Source organism: Ralstonia sp. AU12-08, assembly GCF_000442475.1.
Classification (GTDB): Bacteria; Pseudomonadota; Gammaproteobacteria; order Burkholderiales; family Burkholderiaceae; genus Ralstonia; species Ralstonia insidiosa.
Window position 1 is genome coordinate 1 of record NZ_ASZV01000011.1, and the last position, 18,120, is coordinate 18,120.

Below are 18,120 nucleotides of genomic sequence, written 5' to 3' on the forward strand. Positions count from 1 at the left end.
GCGGGCGTGCCGTCGCCGGTGCTGTATGCGGTGGCGCTGCAGGAGAGCGGCGCCCGGCTGCGCGGCCGGCTGATCCCGTGGCCGTGGACGCTCAACGTCGCCGGCCGCGCCGAACGCTATGCCACGCGGGCCGAGGCCTGCGCCGGCATCCGCCGGGCGCTCGCCCGCACGCCGGTCAACCGCATCGACGCCGGCCTCGGCCAGGTCAACCTCGGCTACCACGCGCACCGCTACGCGCATCCCTGCGAGCTGCTCGACCCATACCGCAACCTCGCCATCGCCGCGGAAATCCTGCAGGAGCAGCACACGCCGGGCGAGGACTGGCTGGTCGCCATCGGCCGCTACCACCGCCCCGCGGGCGGGGCGCCCGCCGCCCGTTACCGCCGCAGCGTCCACCAGCACCTGACCCGCGTGCTCGGGCCGGGAGCCTCACTTCCCTCTGCCCGGAGTCCCATGCCATGAACCGCATCCTCGTCGCCGCGACTGCGGCGCTGCTGGCCACCACCGCAGACGCGCAGGACCGCGGCCCCGTTACCAAGAACAGTTCCCCGCCGCTGATCGTGGTCGAGGACAAAGGCGGCACCTCGGCGCTGCCGTACTACCGGGCCTTGAATCCGCAGGATGCGCAGCCCGGTCAGCCAGCCACGCCGCAAACCAAGCCGCGCATTGGCGGCCCGGCCGAAGCCGAGGCGGCCATGCTGCCGGTGCGCTCGATGCGGCTGACACCCGGCGACGAGCCGCGCCGCGTGATCCGCGCGCCGGGCCTGACGCCGCTGTTCCTGATCGGCGACGACGACCGCTCACGAGCCTGGCTCCAACGACGGGGCAAGGACTTGCAGGCGCTACGCGCCGTGGGCTTGGTGGTCAACGTGGCGACGCCCGAAGCCCTGGCCGCGCTGCGTCGCCTCGCACCGGGCTTGATGCTGTCGCCGGCCTCGGGCGACGAGCTGGCGCAGCGCTTGGGGCTCAAGCACTACCCGGTGCTGATCACCGCCACCGGCATCGAGCCCTGACGTGACGTGAAGCACCCGCCATGCCCCAGTCCCAAGCCGTCGAAGTCTTGCTGCGGCCAGCGGTGGAGCTATACACCGTCGCGGTCTGTGCGGGCGCCGCGTTTCTGTGCCTGGTGGCCCCGTGGTCGCTCGCGCTGAGTCCCTTGCTGGGCCTGGGCAGCGCGCTCGCTTTCCTCACCTTCGGCGCGCTGCGCTTTCGCGACGCCTGGGCCATCCTGCGCTACCGGCGCAACATCCGGCGCCTGCCGCGCTACGTGATGACCAGCCGCGACGTGCCGGTCAGCCAGCAGCGGCTGTTCGTCGGCCGGGGCTTCCACTGGGACCAGCGTCACACGCACCGACTGATGCAGACGTATCGGTCGGAGTTCCGTCGCTACGTGGAGCCGACGGCAATCTATCGGATGGCACGGCGCATGGAAGAGCGCCTGGAGTTCGCGCCGTACCCGTTGTCCAAGATGGCGAAGGCCCTGGCCTGGGACAGCCCGCTGAACCCGGCGCGGCCGCTGCCGCCGGTGGGCGGCCTGCCGCGGCTGCACGGCATCGAGCCGCACGAGGTCGACGTCACCCTGCCGTTGGCCGAGCGCGTCGGCCACAGCTTGGTGTTAGGCACCACGCGCGTCGGCAAGACCCGCCTGGCCGAGCTGTTCATCACGCAGGACATCCGGCGCAAGGTCAATGGACAGCACGAGGTCGTGATCGTCTTCGATCCCAAGGGCGATGCGGATCTGTTGAAGCGCATGTACGTGGAGGCCAAGCGCGCCGGACGCGAAGGCGAGTTCTACGTTTTCCACCTGGGCTGGCCGGACATCAGCGCCCGCTACAACGCGGTGGGCCGCTTCGGACGCATCTCGGAAGTTGCCACGCGCATCGCCGGCCAGCTTTCCGGTGAAGGCAACAGCGCGGCGTTCCGCGAGTTCGCCTGGCGCTTCGTCAACATCATCGCGCGGGCGTTGGTCGAGCTGGGGCAGCGGCCCGACTACCTGCTGATCCAGCGCCATGTCATCAACATCGATGCGCTGTTCATCGAGTACGCCCAGCACTACTTCGCCCGGAACGAGCCCAAGGCCTGGGAGGTCATCGTCCAGCTCGAAGCCAAGCTGAACGACAAGAACATCCCGCGCAACATGATCGGCCGCGAGAAGCGCGTCGTCGCGCTGGAGCAGTACCTGTCGCAGGTGCGCATCTACGACCCTGTGCTCGACGGCCTGCGCAGCGCGGTGCGCTACGACAGGACGTACTTCGACAAGATCGTCGCATCGCTCCTACCGCTGCTGGAGAAGCTGACCACCGGCAAGATCGCGCAGTTGCTGGCGCCGAACTATTCGGACCTCGCCGACCCACGCCCGATCTTCGACTGGATGCAGATCATCAGGAAGCGGGCCGTGGTCTATGTCGGCCTCGATGCACTGTCGGACGCGGAAGTCGCGGCGGCGGTCGGCAATTCGATGTTCTCCGACCTCGTATCCGTCGCGGGTCACATCTACAAGTTCGGCATCGACGACGGCCTGCCGGGTGCCGCGACGGGCATCAAGGTGCCCATCAACGTCCATGCCGACGAGTTCAACGAACTCATGGGCGACGAGTTCATACCCATGGTCAACAAGGGCGGCGGCGCGGGCGTCCAGGTCACGGCCTACACGCAGACCCTCTCGGACATCGAGGCACGCATCGGCAACCGCGCGAAGGCGGGCCAGGTGGTGGGCAACTTCAACAACCTGTTCATGCTGCGCGTGCGCGAGACCGCCACGGCCGAACTGCTGACGCGGCAACTGCCCAAGGTCGAGGTCTACACGACGACGGTGATGAGCGGCGCCACCGACAGCTCGGACCCGACCGGCAACACCGCCTTCACCTCCAACACGCAGGACCGCATCAGCAGCAACAGCGTGCCGCTGATTGAACCGGCGCACGTGGTCGGGCTGCCCAAGGGCCAGTGCTTTGCACTGATCGAGGGCGGGCACCTCTGGAAGGTGCGCATGCCCTTGCCGGCGCCCGACCCCGACGAGGCCATGCCCAAGGATTTGCAGGAGCTGGCCGGCTACATGCGCCAGCACTACGTCGAGGCCGGCGATTGGTGGGACAACAATGGGCTTCCCGGACTGCAGGACCAAGCACTGCCCGACGACTTGCTCGCCGACTTCAAGCAGATGGCCAGCGCGGATGAAGGGGCCACGGGATGAGCGACCCCGCCGTCGCCGTCCAGCGCCAGCAGGTTCGCCAGCAGGGCCTGATCGCAGGCCTCATCACGCTGCCGTTCCGGCTGTTCGGGGTGTTGGCCGGTTCGCTGGTGCTGTGCATCGCGATCGAGTGCATCGGCATGCACTTCTTCTGGCCCGAGCAGGGCTGGCGCCATGCGCAGGGCATGCTGAACTACGAGCTGTCGCAGGTCTCGGAGCATTTCACGCAAAGCGTGCTGGTGCAGGAGCCGGGGCGCAGCGCCCTCCAGCTCGTCGAGTGGGCCTACCAAGGACTGTTCGTGAAAACGGGCCTGCTGGACTGGATACGCGACGCGGCGGCGCAATCGCGTGCCGGCGCGCGCAGCCAGGCGCAGGACTTCCGCTACTACATCGGTCAGCTCTACGTGCATGTCGAGAGCTACCTGATCGCCTCGGCGTACACAGTGCTGGTGTTCCTCGTGCGGCTGCTGGTGCTGGTCCTGACCTTGCCGCTGTTCCTGATGGCGGCCTTCACCGGCCTGGTGGACGGGCTCGTGCGCCGCGACGTGCGCGGCTTCGGCGCCGGCCGCGAATCGGGCTTCGTCTACCACCGGGCGAGAGCCAGCCTGATGCCGCTGGCGGTGCTGCCCTGGGTCACTTACCTCGCGCTGCCGGTCAGCGTGCATCCGCTGCTGATCCTGCTGCCCAGCGCGGCGCTGCTCGGCGTCGCGGTGTGCATCGCGTCGGCGACGTTCAAGAAGTATCTGTGAAAGCGGTTCAAGATAATCTCCGTCTCACTCTTCATGGCGACTCATCGACACCAAACATCTTTTGACCTTTGACACTGCATCCACCCTACATCTTCGAGGCCATGTGGCCACTCAGACACACGAACGCAAATGGTCTCAGCGGCGCCTGCTGCGTCCCGGCCACGGTAGCTGCCCAGTGAGTTCAGCCAAGCCACCGTCGTCCTCGACGCGTACACCGAAGCGGTTCACTTCGACCTCAGGTAAATCGTCGCTGTCGAACCAGAGCAGCGAGGTCGTGGTGTCAGTACGTGCGTAGTGCCTGGAGAGTTCCCAGAGATCGAGGCCCTTTTCCCAGTTGTCGAACCAGATGTCTTGTGCAACCTCATCTGTGTCGGCAGCACTGCTGCCTGAAGAACGGAGACGGTGAGCCACAGAGCCGACAGGAATGGCAGACCTGGGAGATATCCAAGCCCCAGCCTGTCGCAAACTGGTGGAGCGTGCCGCGTAGCGCACTGCACCGCGCTCCATGGTGACGAAGGCGCAAGGGATGTCGCTGAGGGAGGCGAACCGCGACGCAGCGGCGGGAAATGATGTGCTGAAAAGCGCCGCCATGCCCTGGATCAGCTCCAGCGAAGGTTCTTCCTTGGGCACAAGCGATAGCCATTGCTGATACGGCATCAGCAACTCGGCGGCGAAAGTGTCGCATGCGATTTCGTTCGGATGCCGCTTCGCATAGGACCAGGACGGCACCTCTTCGTGGCTCGATTCCAGCGCAAGGACGATATGCGCAATTTCGTGGCAGATGGTGAAGCGTTGGCGTTCTTCTGTCTCCAGCGAATTCACCGTGATCACGTGCTTGCCATTCGGCTTGGTGATCGTGTAGCCGGACTCCCCCTCACTAAGCTCCTCTTTCTTGACTTTGGCGTTGGCCGCGACCACATAGGGCGTCAGGTCTTCTCGGATGCCGGACACATCAACCTTCGCAACAAAGGCCCGTGCTTTCTGTGTGACATCCGCTTCATCCATATTCAGTCATCCTCGTCCTCGAATGCTCGCTGTATCCGGGCGATCAGTGTCGCGGGATCGGGCCTTGTATTTCCACGATGCCTCACGCCTGCTGCAGCCGAAAAGATGTCGATGCTGATGGAAGGATCGTTCAGCACGAATTCAACAAGGCGGGGATCGGCCTCCGCATGGTCGACAAGCCACATCACCAGCGCAGCATCTCTTTCACCTGGTTTGAGAACCTTCAGCAGCTTCTCGACTAAGTCCACTGACGGATTTGTCTTTTCGCCGGACTCCAGCCGGTGGACATAGGCATGGTCCACCGAAGACAGTTGACCGATTTCGCGCAATGAGAGGGTTCTGCGCTCGCGTAGCGTCTTGAGGGCGACGCCCAGGCCTGTTTGTGACATCCGTTCCGTTCCTTGTGGCTGCGGCGGACAACGGTGTGTGTCCGGTCCGAAGCAGTTGCGTTCTGCGGCACCAAGCCCACCATTTGCAGTTTGGCACCAAGTCTGATACATTGTTGTCCAGCCAGACAACAGAAGTGAGTTCTACGACTGCAGCAAGTTGATTTGGCTTGACTCGCCCGTTGTCTGCAAGAGCAACGAATTTTGCTTCAACCGGTGGTCATTGGCAACCCGGCCGGCTGGCCGGGGTCTCGATGGTTCAACTTTAGGAAATTCGCCATGACAGGCAAAAATCAGCATGTAGTTCCTCACCAGGACGGTTGGGCCGTCAAGGGTGCCGGCAATCAACGGGCAACCTCCGTGCACGATACGCAGCAGCAGGCCATTGACGCGGCGCGGGACATCGCACGCAACCAGCAGTCCGAACTGGTCATCCACCGTCCGGACGGTCGCATCCGTGACAAGGACAGCCACGGTAACGACTCCTTCCCGCCGAAGGGCTGAGTGCCATGATGGGCGTGCCCACCTACCATGTGCTCGCCCTGTCTGGGGGCGGCTATCGCGGCTTGTACACAGCGACGGTTCTTGCCGAGCTTGAAGCCGTGCTAGGCCGCCCCATCGCTTCGCACTTCGACCTGATCTGCGGCACCTCTGCAGGCGGGATGCTGGCCTTGGGGCTGGCCGCGGAAATCCCCGCCATTGAACTCAAAGCCTTGTTCGAACGACAGGGCTCCCGCATCTTTGGTTGCCGAAGTCTCGCTCGGCGCCTTCTGGGCTTCTGGTTGACCGCCAAGCACGACTCCGCAGGGTTGCGGGGCGTGCTGACCGAGCGCTTTCAAGACGCCACGATCGGCAACTTGAAGCACCGCGTTCTCGTGCCAGCCGTCAACTACTCGACGGGGCGCGGCCAGTTCTTCAAAACGCCTCACCATCCCTCATTTGAGATGGACCACCGCATGAGGATCGTGGATGTGGCGTTGGCGACCGCCGCTGCGCCCGTTTACTTTCCGCTAGCGCGCAACGATCGTGGCGTCTTTGCGGATGGAGGACTGGTCGGCAATGCGCCAGGACTGTTCGGGCTGCACGAAGTCAATACGTTCCTCGCGCCGAAACAGAATGCACTGGTCCGGGTGCTGTCCATCGGCACGATGACGATCGGTGCAACCGTCCGTGGCGGCGCCAGCCTCGACCGCGGATTCGGCAAGTGGCGCGGAGGGCTGTTCGATCTGGTGATCTCTGCCCAGGAGTCGTCGGTGGACTACATGCTGCGCCAGTCGTTGGGTAGCAACTACTTCCAGATCGACGACAAGGCCACGCCCGATCAAAGCAAGGACGTAAAGGCGCTGGACCGGGTTTCCATCGGCGCCACGAATACGCTGAAGGACCGCGGCAATCATGCAGCGCAGCGCGCGCTTGGCGACCCTCTTTTCCAACCGTTTCGAGCGCACCAGGCCGGCGCACCCACCTTCTATCACGGCCCCAACAAGAATGTGCCGGAGGCCGAATGCTGAACCTGAGCCCGCTTTTCTTTACCACCGTCGATGACGAATCCTGCATGCATGACGAGCTGGATCTGTCGCCCGAGCAACGAGCCTGGATCGCCAGCGCCCGAAATGATGTCAGGAACTGCCTTCGCACCGGAATTCCGCGCGTGCTGCGCGAACGCGGGTACACGGACGACGTGCCGCAGCCACGCTTCTTCACGCAAGGATCGTGGGCGTACAAGACCTTGAACGGCCCGGCACAACGGCCCCAGCAGGCGGATGTCGATGATGGTTGCTATCTGCCGTTGAGTTTTGTCTCGCAGACGAAGCGTCCCAGCAGGGCCACAACGGTGTTCTTTGCAGCTGCTGAAGAAGCCTTGAGGCTGTTGGTCGAGGAGAAGCACTGGAAGCTTGTCACCGACAAGCCGACATGCATCCGGATTGTCATTGCGGCCTATGCCCACATCGACATTCCGTTGTACGCCATCCCCGACGAAGAATTCGTCACGCTCGCGAAAGCCTCGATGGAGCGATACGGCTATGACTCGCTGACGGAGGCGGTGAACATGGCAGAGCGGGATGCCTGGACGGCATTGCCCGCTGATAAAGTGCTCCTGGCTCACCGCGAGTGCAACTGGATGCCCTCCGACCCCAGGCCTGTGAAGGAATGGTTTTTGGGCGAGGTGGAGGCCAAGGGCGAACAGTTCCGCCGCGTGATTCGCTACTTGAAGGCGTTTCGCGATTGGCGGTGGTCGAGCGGTGGACCGGCTTCGATTCTGTTGATGGCCGCTGCGGCTCCGCTATTCGAGAAGCGGGATCGGCGCGACGACCTGGCGTTGCTGGATGTCGTCGCGGCATTGCCGGCCCGGCTGCGCGCGGGGGTGAACAACCCCGTTGATGAGTCGGAGTCGCTTACTGCACGCCTTGGTAAAGAGGGCGTCGAAGAGGCTGCGAAAGCGTTCGAAGCATTCGAAAAAGTGCTGCGCGGAGCCACCAACGCCGGCAGCCCTTCACAGGCCTGCGTCTGGATGCAAGGCGAATTCGGTCCGCGTTTTCCGAACGAGCCGGACCGGGTCAAGGTGGTATCCGTTGTCGCCACCATTGCCGCAGCGCCGGCTACGGCTGGTCCGAGCGAATTGGTCGGGCGCACGAAGGCCGGATGAGCAGCGTCGCCGTGGTCTCCGATGTGGTCGAAGCCTTCAGGCTGCAAGGCTTCGAGTTTGTCGGCAAGACGGACGACGGCTGGTTCAAGCTGAGGGGGCCGTTGATCCCGTGCGGCGCGGACGATGGCATTCCATGTGAGGTTCAGCTCGACCCTACCTTCTTCGACCTGCCTCGCATTCGGCTGCTCGAAATTCCGCCTGAACTGCCCAATGCAGTTCCTCATCTTGGCGCGGAGGGCGGCCTTTGCTATCTGGCCAAGGGAACTGTCGTGCTGGACATCTACGATCCTGTAGGGCAGTCCTTGGCGTGCCTGCAACGGGCGGCAGCGGTGCTCGGGCAGATCTTGAAGGGCGAGATGATCGAAGATCTCGCCGAAGAGTTCTTTGCCTACTGGAACGGCTGGCTTTGTTTTGTGGACATGCAAGGCGAAGATCTGGGGCGACAAAACTGTATCGTTGCGCAAGCCAATGGGAATCCACTCTGGTTCATCACCGACAACGAAGATCGAACAACAAGAAAGTTGCATTCACTCGGCTACCAGGTCACTGATAAAACGGTGCTGACATACCGGGTCAAGACCACCGCGCAACCCCGCCCACTAACCAGCCACTGGCCCCCCGAAACGGTGGGGGACGTCTTGGCTTGGCAAAGCACCCTGGACCCACGGTGTCGGCGCAAGATTCACGAACGAATCAAGGAAGGGCAAAGCAAAAAAGCAAATGGCGTCCTGATCATCATCGAATCGCCACTGATGACCTACGGCTTTGCCGTGCTCTTTGACCACCAAGTGAGTCAAAAGACCAAGCTTGCTGATCGCAGGGATTCGAGTTTTGGGCTGAAGGTAATGCCCGTCTCAGTGATCAGGATCGATGACCGGTATCTGGCCCAGCGCAACATCCCCAAGTCGAAAACGTTGGCGGGGAAACGAATCGCACTTGTGGGTTGCGGCACGATCGGCGGATACCTCTCGGACATGCTGGTCAAGGCCGGGGCAGGATCATGCGGAGGGAAACTCACGCTGGTGGATTTTGATGGCCTCCTTCCACAGAACATCGGACGGCATCGGCTCGGCTTCCCGGACCTGTTGTCGAACAAGGCTGAGGCGATGGCGAAGGAACTCAAGCGCTTGTCGCCAGGCGTCGAGGTTCATGCGCTCCCCGTGGACGTGAGACAGGCCCAACTGGGAAAGCTGGACCTACTCATCGATGCCACCGGCGAAGAATCCCTCGGGCATTGGCTGTGCGGCCGCTACAGGGCTCCCACGCCCATGCTTTCTGTTTGGATCGAAGGGCCGGGAACGGCTGTGCGTGCGCTCCTGAGAACGAACGCATCGGGTGCGTGCTACCGATGCCTATGGCAGAGCCACAGAAGAGGCGAACTTCGCTCGACCATTGATGCTCTGCCTAACATCTTGGCAGGCCACGGGTGCGAGGGCTTGTATGTGCCATTTCCGGCTTCGGTGTCGGTGCAGGCAGCCAGCTTGGGTGCTGAGATGGCCCTTGATTGGGTCAAGGGCGTCCACTCTCCTGCATTGCGGACCCGGCTGATCGACCAGACCCATCATCTGGCCACGCCTGACTGCGATCCTCTGCGAGATCATGATTGCCCTCTATGCAATTCCTAGGGTCCTGGGCAACTGGCGACAAGAGCAGGTTGCTGCATTTTTCGACCCAGACGCTGGAGACATTCAGTCAGCATATCCAGGCTAGTGATGCCGACTGCGAAGCGGGCGGACTCTTGCTTGGTTCTGTACATGGAGCCCATTTGCTCATTGAGCAGGCGACGGTTCCTACCGCGTGGGACAAGCGGTTTCGCTATCTGTTCGAGCGGATGCCGTTTGGTCATGAGGCTATTGCGTTGTCGCGATGGACGGCGAGTCAGGGAACTGTCCGCTATTTAGGCGAATGGCATACCCACCCGGAAGACCATCCCCAGCCTTCTAGCCTTGACAGATCTGAATGGACTTTGTTGGCAGCGCAGCGTCGGGACAAGCGGCCAGTGCTCGCTGTCATCATCGGGCGTAGATCTCTGTATGCAGAGTTGGTGCCGAGATCAGGCGAAGGGTCGATATTCTTCCCCGTGGAGTAGAGCACTAGCGCAACAACCATCATCGTCTTGACTTGCACCTCCACTCAGACGGTAGTGCATTAAAGACGACGTCATCGGGGAAATTCCTTCCTCTGCAGCGGAGTTTGCCGCGGAAAGCGGTGGCTGGCCGGTTCCGATTGATTGCGGCGCCGGAAGACCGGCCGTTTGAGCATCGAGCCATCCGCATCCCTCGGAGAACGGCTCGATGGAAACCACTCGCAATCCCGCGCAGGTTCGGCGCTTCGCCGTCGAGGCACCCTGGGCCGTGCGTGTTGCCGCGCTGCTGCTTGCCGCTGCCGGATTGCAGCCCGCCATCGCCGCTGACGCCTCCGACAACGCTGCGGAGCGCGAGATGCTCGCCGCGGTAACGCGCCAGCTCGAACTGCTGGACCGCCTCGCCGAGCACGCCGCCACCACCGCGCCGCAGGAGCGCGCCCGCTACCACTTCGACTACGCGCGGCTGCGCGCCGACCTGGAGCGCGTGCGCACCGGCGTGCGCGACTACCTCGTTCCGCAACGCGCCCAGCCGCGTGATCCCGTGCCGCTGGCCGGTGACTACACGCGCAGTAACGCGGCGCCTGCGACGTCGCCCAAGGAGGCGCCGTCGTCATGACGCCTTCCGCCGATCAGGTCGCCGCCTTCACGGCCAACGGCGGCTTCGCGCCCGGGGCCGTCTCCACCGTCGTGCTCGGCTTCGTCTTCGCCATCCTGCTGCTGTGGGGCGTGTGGGCGATGCGCACTGCCTATGTCGGCTGGGCCGAGCACCACCTGACCCAACGCCAGTTCCTCGGCGTCATCGTGCGCTTCGTCGCGATGTACCTGGTGCTGGGCTTTTTCCTCCTGTCCTGACCCCATGAAAGGTACTTCGCCATGAACGCTCCCGCTACTTCTCGCCGTCCCACGTCGCGGCCCGCCGCGCGCATCGCCGCGCTGCTGATCCCGCTGGGCATCGCCGCCACGCCGCTGCCGTCGTTCGCCGACCTTCCCACGCTGGAAGACCCGTCGCGCGGCACCGGCAGCGGCATCATGCAGACGCTGCAAAACTACGGCTACGACATCGTGCTGCTGATCGCGCTGCTCGTCGTCGCCTCGATGTTCGTCGGCGTCTGCTACCACGCCTACACGCGCTACGCCGAGATCCACACCGGCCGCGCAACGTGGGGGCAGTTCGGGTTGACCGTCGCGGTGGGCGCGATCCTGCTGGTCGTCGGCATCTGGCTGCTGACCAAGGCTACCGGCGTCCTGTAAGGCCCGGCAACGATGGCCGGCGCCCTGGAGAGTCCGTCGCGCGACGGGCTCGTGACCTTCCTGCCGCACCGCCTCAACCGCCACCCGGTGGTCGTGCGCGGGCTCACGGCCGACGAGCTGTGGGTCTGCGCCGGGCTGTCCGGCGCGGCCGGTCTCGTGGCCGGCGTACCGCTGGCCTGGCTGACGCACAGCATCGCGATGGTGCCCACGCTGATCGTCGCCGGCATCGGTGTCGGTGTCTTCGTGGGCGGCGGCCTGCTGCGGCGGTGGAAGCGCGGCCGGCCCGACACCTGGCTGTACCGCCAGCTCCAGTGGCGCCTCGCGCTGCGCTACCCCGCGCTGGCTGCGCATGCGGGCGGGGGCCAGCTCATCACCCGGTCGGGCTGGTGGTCCACGCGGCGCCTGCGGCCCGATCCGTCCCTGCGTCGAGGTAGACCATGAGCCGATTCAAGAACGAGGTCGCGCACCTGCAGGCGCATGTGAAGACCTTGCGCCTGGCTGGCGCCGCACTGTTCGTCGTGGCGCTGCTGCTCGGCTTCGGCTGGTGGAGCGCACCCAAGAGCCTGACCATCCACGTGCCACCCGACCTGCGCTCGGGCAGCACGCGCAAGTGGTGGGACGTGCCGCCGGAGAGCGTCTACGCCTTCACCTTCTACATTTGGCAGCAGGCCCAGCGCTGGCCGACCAATGGCGAGCAGGACTACCCGCGCAACCTGCATGCACTGTCTGCGTACTTCACGCCGAGCTGCCGTGCCTTCCTGCAGCAGGACTACGAATTCCGGCGCAGCAACGGCGAGCTACGCCAGCGCGTGCGCGGCATCTACGAGATTCCCGGCCGCGGCTACGGCGACGAGCCGGCCATGCGCGTGCGCACCGTGTCGGCCAACAACTGGATCGTCACGCTGGACGTGAGCGCCGACGAGTACCTGGGCGCCGAGCAGGTCAAGCGCGCGCTCGTGCGCTATGCACTCAAGGTTGTGCGCATGGACGTGGACCCCGAGCGCAACCCCTTCGGCCTGGCGCTGGACTGCCATGCACGCGCGCCGGAGCGCATCGAGACCCCGCCGCCTGCGGCGCCGCCCGGCCGGGCCGCAAGCGCCGGCTCCAACTTGCAGGGAGACACCCCATGAAGTCCCTCGTGAAGCGTTCATCTGCGGCGGCCCTGGCTGGCCTGCTGCTGTGCCTGGCCTTCGTGCCTGCGGCCCATGCCGTCGAAATCCTGCGCTGGGAGCGCCTGCCGCTGGCGGTGCCGCTGGTGGTCGGCCAGGAGCGCGTGGTGTTCATCGAGCGCAACGTGCGCATCGGTGTGCCGCCCACGGTTGGCGAGCAGTTGCGCGTGCAGAGCGCTGGTGGCGCGATCTACCTGCGCGCGAGCGCGCCGATCCCGCCCACACGGCTGCAACTGCAGGACGTGGAGTCGGGCGCGCTGATCCTGCTGGACATCGCGGCCGAGCCGGCGAAGGCGGGCCAGCCTGCACTCGAACCCGTGCGCATCGTCGAAGGCGACGTGCCGGCGACGCGCTACGGCGAGCCGGCCAAGCCGGCGGACGACGATGCGGAGCGCACCGTACCCGCAGCGAAGCGCGCCACGCCGGTGGCGGTTGTGCTCACGCGCTATGCGGCGCAGAACCTCTACGCGCCGCTGCGCACCGTGGAGCCCGTTCCCGGCCTCGGCCGCGTCAATCTGCGCCGTGGGCTGGAGCTTTCCACCTTGCTGCCCACACTGCCGGTGCGTGCGCAGGCGCTGGCCGCTTGGCGGCTCGAAGACCAGTGGGTGACGGCGGTGAAGCTCACCAACGCCTCCGGGCGCTGGCTCGACCTCGATCCCCGCGCGCTGCAGGGCGACTTTCTCGCCGCGACCTTCCAGCACCCGAATCTGGCGCCGGCCGGCCGCGCCGCCGACACCACGGTGGTCTACCTCGTGACCCGTGGCCACGGCCTGGCCGAGTCGCTGCTGCCCAAGCTCTCACCGATCGACGCGACGGTGAACCTGCCGCCGGCCGCGGCGGCCGGCCAGGCCGAAGGAGGTGCCCGCCATGAAAAGTAACCCCCTCCTGAAGTGGCTGCTGATCCCGATGGCGCTGGTGCTGCTGTTCGTCGGCATCAAGATGTTCTCCGGGGATCGCGGCGCCAAGCCCGTTCCGGCCGGCAGCGCCAACTCGCTCACGCCCGAAGAGATGAAGGCGCTGGGCATCGAGGGCGACACGCCGCGCGATACCGTTGCCACACTGGTGGCCCAGGTCAAGCAGTTGCGCAACGAGCTGCAGACGGCGCTCAACGACAACAAGAACCAGAAGAGCGAGAACGAGCGTATGCGCGCGCGGGAAAGCGCGATCGACCAGCGCATCCAGTCCGCGCTGGATGGTGAACGCGGCCGCCTGCAGCAGGACCGCGAGCAGTTGGCCGGCGACCGCCAGCAGACCCAGGGCCTGCTGCAAGACCTGCAGCGGCGCCTGGATGGGCTTTCCGGCAAGGGCGGCCAGGCCGATCTGCCGGTCGGGCTCGGCCTGGAGGACGGCGACGGCAAGGGCTTCAGCGGCAGCCAGGGCGGCGCCGCGCGCAGCACCAGCGGCACGCGCTGGGTGGAACCGGACGATGCGAAGCCTTCGGCGAAGAACGGCAGCAGCGGCGGCCTGAACTTTCCGACCAGCTTCGGGCCGGCGCAGAAGACGCTTTCCGACACGGCCGACAACGTGGCCAGCACCGTCGCGGATGCAGGCAGCCGCGCCGTGGGCACGTCGTCCAAGCCGGTCTACACGGTGCCGTCGAACTCGACGCTGATGGGCTCCATCGCGATGACCGCGCTGATCGGCCGCGTGCCGATCGACGGCACGGTCAACGACCCGTACCCCTTCAAGGTGCTGATCGGCCCGGACAACCTCACCGCCAACGGCATCGACATTCCCGACGTGGCGGGCGCGGTGGTCAGCGGCACGGCCTCGGGCGACTGGACGCTTTCCTGCGTGCGCGGCCAGATTCGCTCGGTGACGTTCGTCTTCAACGACGGCACGGTGCGCACGATGCCGGAGGACGGCAACCGCAACCAGAGCGGCGGCGGCCAGGGCAATGGTGCAAACAGCACGACGCAAGGCGGCCTGGGCTGGATCAGCGATCCCTACGGCATCCCCTGCGTCAGCGGCGAACGGCGCAGCAACGCGCAGCAGTACCTGGGTTCGCAAGCCCTCATCACCGCGGCCGGCGCCGGCGCCGCTTCACTGATCAAGTCGGACAACGGCAGCGTGGCCGTGGTCGCTAACAGCAACGGCTCGCTTGGCACGGTAGGCATCAGCGGCAACGAGGCGATGGGCCGCATCCTGGCCGGGGGCGTCCGCGACATGGCCGATTGGGTCAACAAGCTTTACGGCCAAGCCTTCGCCGCCGTCTACGTGCGGCCCGGCGCCAAGGTCGCGGTGCATCTGGAGCAGCCGCTCAACATCGACTACGACGCCAAGGGGCGCCGGGTCAATCAACGCATCGGAGGCAAGCATGCGTCGGATTTGGATTGAATCGGCCGCGATCCTGTGCGCGGTCCTGGTGCTGGGCGGCTGCGCCACCAGCAAGGACAAGTTGCTGCCGCACGGCGATCACACCATGCTCGACGTGTGGAATCAGGAGACGGGCGGCAGCGCCGGTGGTGGGCAGGCAGCGCGGCAACTGCTCGATGCACGCCAGGACTTGCGCCGGCCGCTGACCGAGGCCGACGTGCAGGCGGTGCCCGCCGCCGCTGCCGCCTACACGCGCACCGCGGCCAACGAGATTTACCGCCAGTTCCGACGCCTGCCGAACCCGGACCTAGTGATGTACGTGTTCCCGCACCTGGCCGGCACCGACCCGGTGCCCGTGCCCGGCTACACCACCGTGTTCCCGCTCTACCAGCGCGTGCAGTACGCGATGCCTGGCGAGCGCCTGGAGGACTACTGATGGCTTGGTCGTTGCCCTGGGCACGCAAGGCCGTCACGCCCGCCGGCCCCGACCTGGATGCCGATGACGCCTGGTCGCAGCATGTCTCGACGCTGGCCGCGCACGGCATTCCCGAGCCCGGCAGCGCGATGGGCAGCCAGCCGCGCCCGCCGACCACCGAAGCGGACCTGCAGGCGCTCTACGGCGTGGCACCGTCCTTCGCCGACCTGTTGCCGTGGATGGAGTACCTGCCCGGCTCCAAGAGCATGTTGCTGGAAGACGGCCAGTCGGTTGCGGGCTTCTTCGAACTGGCCCCGGTCGGCACCGAAGGCCGTGAGATGGCCTGGCTGTGGCAGGCACGCGATGCACTGGAGAACGCGCTGCAGGACTCGTTCGACGAACTCGACGAGAACCCGTGGGTCGTGCAGCTCTACGCCCAGGACGAATCGACCTGGGACACCTACCTGCGCGGGCTGGCCGACTATGTGCGGCCGCGCGCCCAGGGCAGCGCCTTCACGGACTTCTACCTGCGTTTCTTTGGGCACCACCTGCGCGCCATTGCCAAGCCCGGCGGGCTGTTCGAGGACACCACGGTGACGCGGCTGCCGTGGCGCGGCCAGGTCCGGCGCGTGCGAATGGTGGTCTACCGGCGCGCGAACGCTACGACCGCATCGCGGCGCGGCCAGTCCCCCGAGCAGGCGTTGACGACGATCTGCGACCGGCTCGTGGGCGGCCTCGCCAACGCGGGCGTGAAATCCCGCCGCATGGAGGCGGCCGACATCCACGACTGGCTGCTGCGCTGGTTCAACCCGCACCCGACGCTGCTCGGCCCCAGCGCCGACGACCGCGAGCGCTTCTATGCGCTCACGCGCTACCCCGAGGCAGTCGAAGACGGCGAGATCGAGCTGGCCAGCGGAGACTTCGCGCAGCGCCTGTTCTTCGGCCAGCCGCGCTCGGACGTGGCGAACGGCACGTGGCTGCTCGACGGCATGCCGCACCGGATCATCGTGATGGACCGGTTGCGCATGCCGCCTGCGACCGGCCACGTCACCGGCGAAACGCGCAAGGGCGGCGATGCCGTCAACGCGCTGTTCGACCAGATGCCCGAGGACACGGTGATGTGCCTGACCGTCGTCGCGACGCCGCAGGACGTGCTCGAAGAGCACCTGAACCACCTGAGCAAGAAGTCGGTCGGCGAGACGCTGGCTTCGGAGCAGACGCGCCGCGACGTGCAGGAAGCGCGCGGGCTGATCGGCAGCGCGCACAAGCTCTACCGCGGTGCGCTTGCCTTCTATCTGCGCGGACGCGACCTCGCGCAGCTCGACGCCCGCGGCCTGCAACTGGTCAACGTCATGCTCAACGCCGGCCTGCAGCCGGTGCGCGAGGAAGACGAGGTGGCGCCGCTCAACAGCTACCTGCGCTGGCTCCCGTGCGTGTTCGATCCGGCCACCGACAAGCGCCAGTGGTACACGCAACTGATGTTCGCGCAGCACGCGGCGAACCTCGCGCCGGTGTGGGGCCGCAGCCAGGGCACCGGCAATCCGGGCATCACGTTCTTCAACCGCGGCGGCGGGCCGATCACCTTCGACCCGCTGAACCGGCTCGACCGGCAGATGAACGCTCACCTGTTCCTGTTCGGTCCCACCGGCTCGGGCAAAAGCGCCACGCTCAACAACATCCTGAACCAGGTGACGGCGATCTACCGGCCGCGGCTGTTCATCGTCGAGGCGGGCAACAGCTTCGGCCTGTTCGGCGACTTCGCGGCGCGGCTAGGCATGAAGGTGCATCGCGTTAAGCTGGCCCCCGGTGCCGGGGTGAGCCTCGCGCCGTTCGCCGACGCCCACCGGCTGGTGGAAACGCCCAGCCAGGTGCAGACGCTGGATGCCGACGCCCTGGACGAGGACCGCGACGAAGCGGCACAGGCAGCGGATGCCGACGAGCAGCGTGACGTGCTGGGGGAACTGGAAATCACCGCGCGGCTGATGATCACCGGCGGCGAGGACAAGGAAGAGGCGCGCATGACGCGCGCCGACCGCAGCCTGATCCGCCAGTGCATCCTCGATGCGGCCCAGCGTTGCGTGGCCAACCAGCGCACCGTCCTGACGCGCGACGTGCGCGATGCGCTGCGCGAGCGCGCCCGCGATACGGCACTACCCGAGGTGCGGCGCGCGCGGCTGCTGGAAATGGCCGACGCGATGGATATGTTCTGCCAGGGCGTGGACGGCGAGATGTTCGACCGGCCCGGCACGCCCTGGCCCGAGGCCGACATCACCATCGTCGATCTGGCGACCTTCGCACGCGAGGGCTACAACGCGCAGCTTTCCATCGCCTACATCAGCCTTATCAACACGGTCAACAACATCGCCGAGCGCGACCAGTTCCTCGGCCGGCCGATCATCAACGTGACGGACGAGGGGCACATCATCACCAAGAACCCGCTGCTTGCGCCCTACGTCGTCAAGATCACGAAGATGTGGCGCAAGCTCGGCGCCTGGTACTGGCTGGCGACGCAGAACATCGACGACCTGCCCAAGGCCGCCGAGCCCATGCTCAACATGATCGAGTGGTGGATCTGCCTCTCGATGCCGCCCGACGAGGTGGAGAAGATCGCGCGCTTTCGCGAGCTGAACGCGGCGCAGAAGGCGCTGATGCTGTCGGCCCGCAAGGAGGCCGGCAAGTTCAGCGAGGGCGTGATCCTTTCCAAGAGCATGGAAGTGCTATTCCGCGCGGTGCCGCCCAGCCTGTACCTGGCGCTGGCTCAGACCGAGCCGGAAGAGAAGGCCGAGCGTTTCCAGTTGATGCAGCAGTACGGCATCGGCGAACTGGACGCCGCTTTCAAGATCGCCGAGAAGATCGACCGCGCCCGCAGCATCGAGCCGCTGGTGCTCGATGCGCTGGCGTGACGG

The 18,120-nt window shown here is 65.8% G+C and carries 20 protein-coding genes; 18 read left to right on the top strand and 2 right to left on the bottom strand.

What is annotated here, in order from left to right; translation table 11 throughout:
• From C404_RS38005 to C404_RS38020, 4 genes are all read left to right on the top strand, one after another.
• A partial coding sequence (locus C404_RS38005) for a lytic transglycosylase (protein WP_021194021.1) occupies window positions 1-462 on the top strand: 462 nt, incomplete at its 5' end.
• Window positions 459-1,013, top strand: coding sequence for an integrating conjugative element protein (locus tag C404_RS38010; protein WP_004265578.1), 555 nt, complete (start codon window positions 459-461; stop codon window positions 1,011-1,013). The genes C404_RS38005 and C404_RS38010, both read left to right, overlap by 4 nt.
• Before the next feature lie 20 nt (window positions 1,014-1,033).
• Window positions 1,034-3,193, top strand: a complete 2,160-nt coding sequence (gene traD / locus C404_RS38015) for a type IV conjugative transfer system coupling protein TraD (RefSeq protein ID WP_021194022.1) — start codon at window positions 1,034-1,036, stop codon at window positions 3,191-3,193.
• Entirely contained in the window at window positions 3,190-3,939 is a 750-nt protein-coding gene (locus C404_RS38020; protein ID WP_004265580.1) for a TIGR03747 family integrating conjugative element membrane protein, read from the top strand. The genes traD and C404_RS38020 overlap by 4 nt, the downstream gene beginning before the upstream one ends.
• A gap of 135 nt (window positions 3,940-4,074) precedes the next feature.
• Here the strand turns inward: C404_RS38020 and C404_RS38025 are convergent, their stop codons facing one another.
• Together C404_RS38025 and C404_RS38030 are read right to left on the bottom strand one after the other, a co-directional pair.
• Window positions 4,075-4,944 carry an ImmA/IrrE family metallo-endopeptidase gene (locus tag C404_RS38025; protein ID WP_003454806.1) on the bottom strand — a complete coding sequence of 290 codons (870 nt, stop codon included), beginning with the start codon at window positions 4,942-4,944 and terminating at the stop codon, window positions 4,075-4,077.
• Between the two features lie 2 nt (window positions 4,945-4,946).
• Window positions 4,947-5,333, bottom strand: a complete 387-nt coding sequence (locus C404_RS38030) for a helix-turn-helix domain-containing protein (protein WP_003454804.1) — start codon at window positions 5,331-5,333, stop codon at window positions 4,947-4,949.
• A 276-nt stretch (window positions 5,334-5,609) separates the two neighbouring features.
• Here C404_RS38030 and C404_RS38035 point away from each other — a divergent pair, with 276 nt between their 5' ends.
• From C404_RS38035 to C404_RS38100, 14 genes are all read left to right on the top strand, one after another.
• Window positions 5,610-5,834, top strand: a complete 225-nt coding sequence (locus C404_RS38035; RefSeq protein WP_003454802.1) for a DUF2188 domain-containing protein — start codon at window positions 5,610-5,612, stop codon at window positions 5,832-5,834.
• Between the two features lie 5 nt (window positions 5,835-5,839).
• A complete protein-coding gene (locus C404_RS38040; protein WP_003454800.1) occupies window positions 5,840-6,841 on the top strand; it encodes a CBASS cGAMP-activated phospholipase in 1,002 nt (333 codons plus the stop codon).
• On the top strand, window positions 6,835-7,977 hold the full coding sequence (locus tag C404_RS38045) for a CBASS cGAMP synthase (protein ID WP_003454798.1): 1,143 nt from the start codon (window positions 6,835-6,837) through the stop codon (window positions 7,975-7,977). The genes C404_RS38040 and C404_RS38045 overlap by 7 nt, the downstream gene beginning before the upstream one ends.
• Complete coding sequence (locus C404_RS38050; RefSeq protein WP_003454796.1) at window positions 7,974-9,602, top strand: ThiF family adenylyltransferase; 1,629 nt, start codon at window positions 7,974-7,976, stop codon at window positions 9,600-9,602. The genes C404_RS38045 and C404_RS38050 overlap by 4 nt, the downstream gene beginning before the upstream one ends.
• Window positions 9,590-10,066, top strand: coding sequence for a Mov34/MPN/PAD-1 family protein (locus C404_RS38055; RefSeq protein WP_003454794.1), 477 nt, complete (start codon window positions 9,590-9,592; stop codon window positions 10,064-10,066). Before C404_RS38050 ends, C404_RS38055 begins: the two co-directional genes overlap by 13 nt.
• Window positions 10,067-10,271: 205 nt before the next feature.
• Window positions 10,272-10,679: an integrative conjugative element protein, RAQPRD family gene (locus C404_RS38060; protein WP_004265602.1), complete on the top strand. Its 408-nt coding sequence runs from the start codon at window positions 10,272-10,274 to the stop codon at window positions 10,677-10,679.
• Window positions 10,676-10,915, top strand: coding sequence for a TIGR03758 family integrating conjugative element protein (locus tag C404_RS38065; RefSeq protein WP_003454790.1), 240 nt, complete (start codon window positions 10,676-10,678; stop codon window positions 10,913-10,915). The genes C404_RS38060 and C404_RS38065 overlap by 4 nt, the downstream gene beginning before the upstream one ends.
• A gap of 21 nt (window positions 10,916-10,936) precedes the next feature.
• A complete protein-coding gene (locus C404_RS38070) occupies window positions 10,937-11,314 on the top strand; it encodes a TIGR03745 family integrating conjugative element membrane protein (RefSeq protein ID WP_003454787.1) in 378 nt (125 codons plus the stop codon).
• Window positions 11,315-11,326: 12 nt separating this feature from the next.
• Complete coding sequence (locus C404_RS38075; RefSeq protein WP_003454784.1) at window positions 11,327-11,755, top strand: TIGR03750 family conjugal transfer protein; 429 nt, start codon at window positions 11,327-11,329, stop codon at window positions 11,753-11,755.
• Complete coding sequence (locus C404_RS38080) at window positions 11,752-12,444, top strand: PFL_4703 family integrating conjugative element protein (RefSeq protein ID WP_003454780.1); 693 nt, start codon at window positions 11,752-11,754, stop codon at window positions 12,442-12,444. The genes C404_RS38075 and C404_RS38080 overlap by 4 nt, the downstream gene beginning before the upstream one ends.
• On the top strand, window positions 12,441-13,361 hold the full coding sequence (locus C404_RS38085) for a TIGR03749 family integrating conjugative element protein (protein WP_003454777.1): 921 nt from the start codon (window positions 12,441-12,443) through the stop codon (window positions 13,359-13,361). Before C404_RS38080 ends, C404_RS38085 begins: the two co-directional genes overlap by 4 nt.
• The gene (locus C404_RS38090) at window positions 13,351-14,820 is read left to right on the top strand and encodes a TIGR03752 family integrating conjugative element protein (RefSeq protein ID WP_031329113.1); all 1,470 of its coding nucleotides are present in this window, start codon (window positions 13,351-13,353) and stop codon (window positions 14,818-14,820) included. Before C404_RS38085 ends, C404_RS38090 begins: the two co-directional genes overlap by 11 nt.
• Window positions 14,801-15,235: a TIGR03751 family conjugal transfer lipoprotein gene (locus C404_RS38095; RefSeq protein WP_004265606.1), complete on the top strand. Its 435-nt coding sequence runs from the start codon at window positions 14,801-14,803 to the stop codon at window positions 15,233-15,235. The genes C404_RS38090 and C404_RS38095 overlap by 20 nt, the downstream gene beginning before the upstream one ends.
• Window positions 15,235-18,117, top strand: a complete 2,883-nt coding sequence (locus C404_RS38100; protein WP_021194024.1) for a conjugative transfer ATPase — start codon at window positions 15,235-15,237, stop codon at window positions 18,115-18,117. The genes C404_RS38095 and C404_RS38100 overlap by 1 nt, the downstream gene beginning before the upstream one ends.
• The last annotated feature ends 3 nt before the right edge of the window (window positions 18,118-18,120 follow it).

Coding starts and splice junctions, on each gene's coding strand:
- C404_RS38010 (WP_004265578.1), top strand. CDS start 459: ATGAACCGCATCCTCGTCGCCGCGACTGCGGCGCTGCTGGCCACCACC.
- traD (WP_021194022.1), top strand. CDS start 1,034: ATGCCCCAGTCCCAAGCCGTCGAAGTCTTGCTGCGGCCAGCGGTGGAG.
- C404_RS38020 (WP_004265580.1), top strand. CDS start 3,190: ATGAGCGACCCCGCCGTCGCCGTCCAGCGCCAGCAGGTTCGCCAGCAG.
- C404_RS38025 (WP_003454806.1), bottom strand. CDS start 4,944: ATGGATGAAGCGGATGTCACACAGAAAGCACGGGCCTTTGTTGCGAAG.
- C404_RS38030 (WP_003454804.1), bottom strand. CDS start 5,333: ATGTCACAAACAGGCCTGGGCGTCGCCCTCAAGACGCTACGCGAGCGC.
- C404_RS38035 (WP_003454802.1), top strand. CDS start 5,610: ATGACAGGCAAAAATCAGCATGTAGTTCCTCACCAGGACGGTTGGGCC.
- C404_RS38040 (WP_003454800.1), top strand. CDS start 5,840: ATGATGGGCGTGCCCACCTACCATGTGCTCGCCCTGTCTGGGGGCGGC.
- C404_RS38045 (WP_003454798.1), top strand. CDS start 6,835: ATGCTGAACCTGAGCCCGCTTTTCTTTACCACCGTCGATGACGAATCC.
- C404_RS38050 (WP_003454796.1), top strand. CDS start 7,974: ATGAGCAGCGTCGCCGTGGTCTCCGATGTGGTCGAAGCCTTCAGGCTG.
- C404_RS38055 (WP_003454794.1), top strand. CDS start 9,590: ATGCAATTCCTAGGGTCCTGGGCAACTGGCGACAAGAGCAGGTTGCTG.
- C404_RS38060 (WP_004265602.1), top strand. CDS start 10,272: ATGGAAACCACTCGCAATCCCGCGCAGGTTCGGCGCTTCGCCGTCGAG.
- C404_RS38065 (WP_003454790.1), top strand. CDS start 10,676: ATGACGCCTTCCGCCGATCAGGTCGCCGCCTTCACGGCCAACGGCGGC.
- C404_RS38070 (WP_003454787.1), top strand. CDS start 10,937: ATGAACGCTCCCGCTACTTCTCGCCGTCCCACGTCGCGGCCCGCCGCG.
- C404_RS38075 (WP_003454784.1), top strand. CDS start 11,327: ATGGCCGGCGCCCTGGAGAGTCCGTCGCGCGACGGGCTCGTGACCTTC.
- C404_RS38080 (WP_003454780.1), top strand. CDS start 11,752: ATGAGCCGATTCAAGAACGAGGTCGCGCACCTGCAGGCGCATGTGAAG.
- C404_RS38085 (WP_003454777.1), top strand. CDS start 12,441: ATGAAGTCCCTCGTGAAGCGTTCATCTGCGGCGGCCCTGGCTGGCCTG.
- C404_RS38090 (WP_031329113.1), top strand. CDS start 13,351: ATGAAAAGTAACCCCCTCCTGAAGTGGCTGCTGATCCCGATGGCGCTG.
- C404_RS38095 (WP_004265606.1), top strand. CDS start 14,801: ATGCGTCGGATTTGGATTGAATCGGCCGCGATCCTGTGCGCGGTCCTG.
- C404_RS38100 (WP_021194024.1), top strand. CDS start 15,235: ATGGCTTGGTCGTTGCCCTGGGCACGCAAGGCCGTCACGCCCGCCGGC.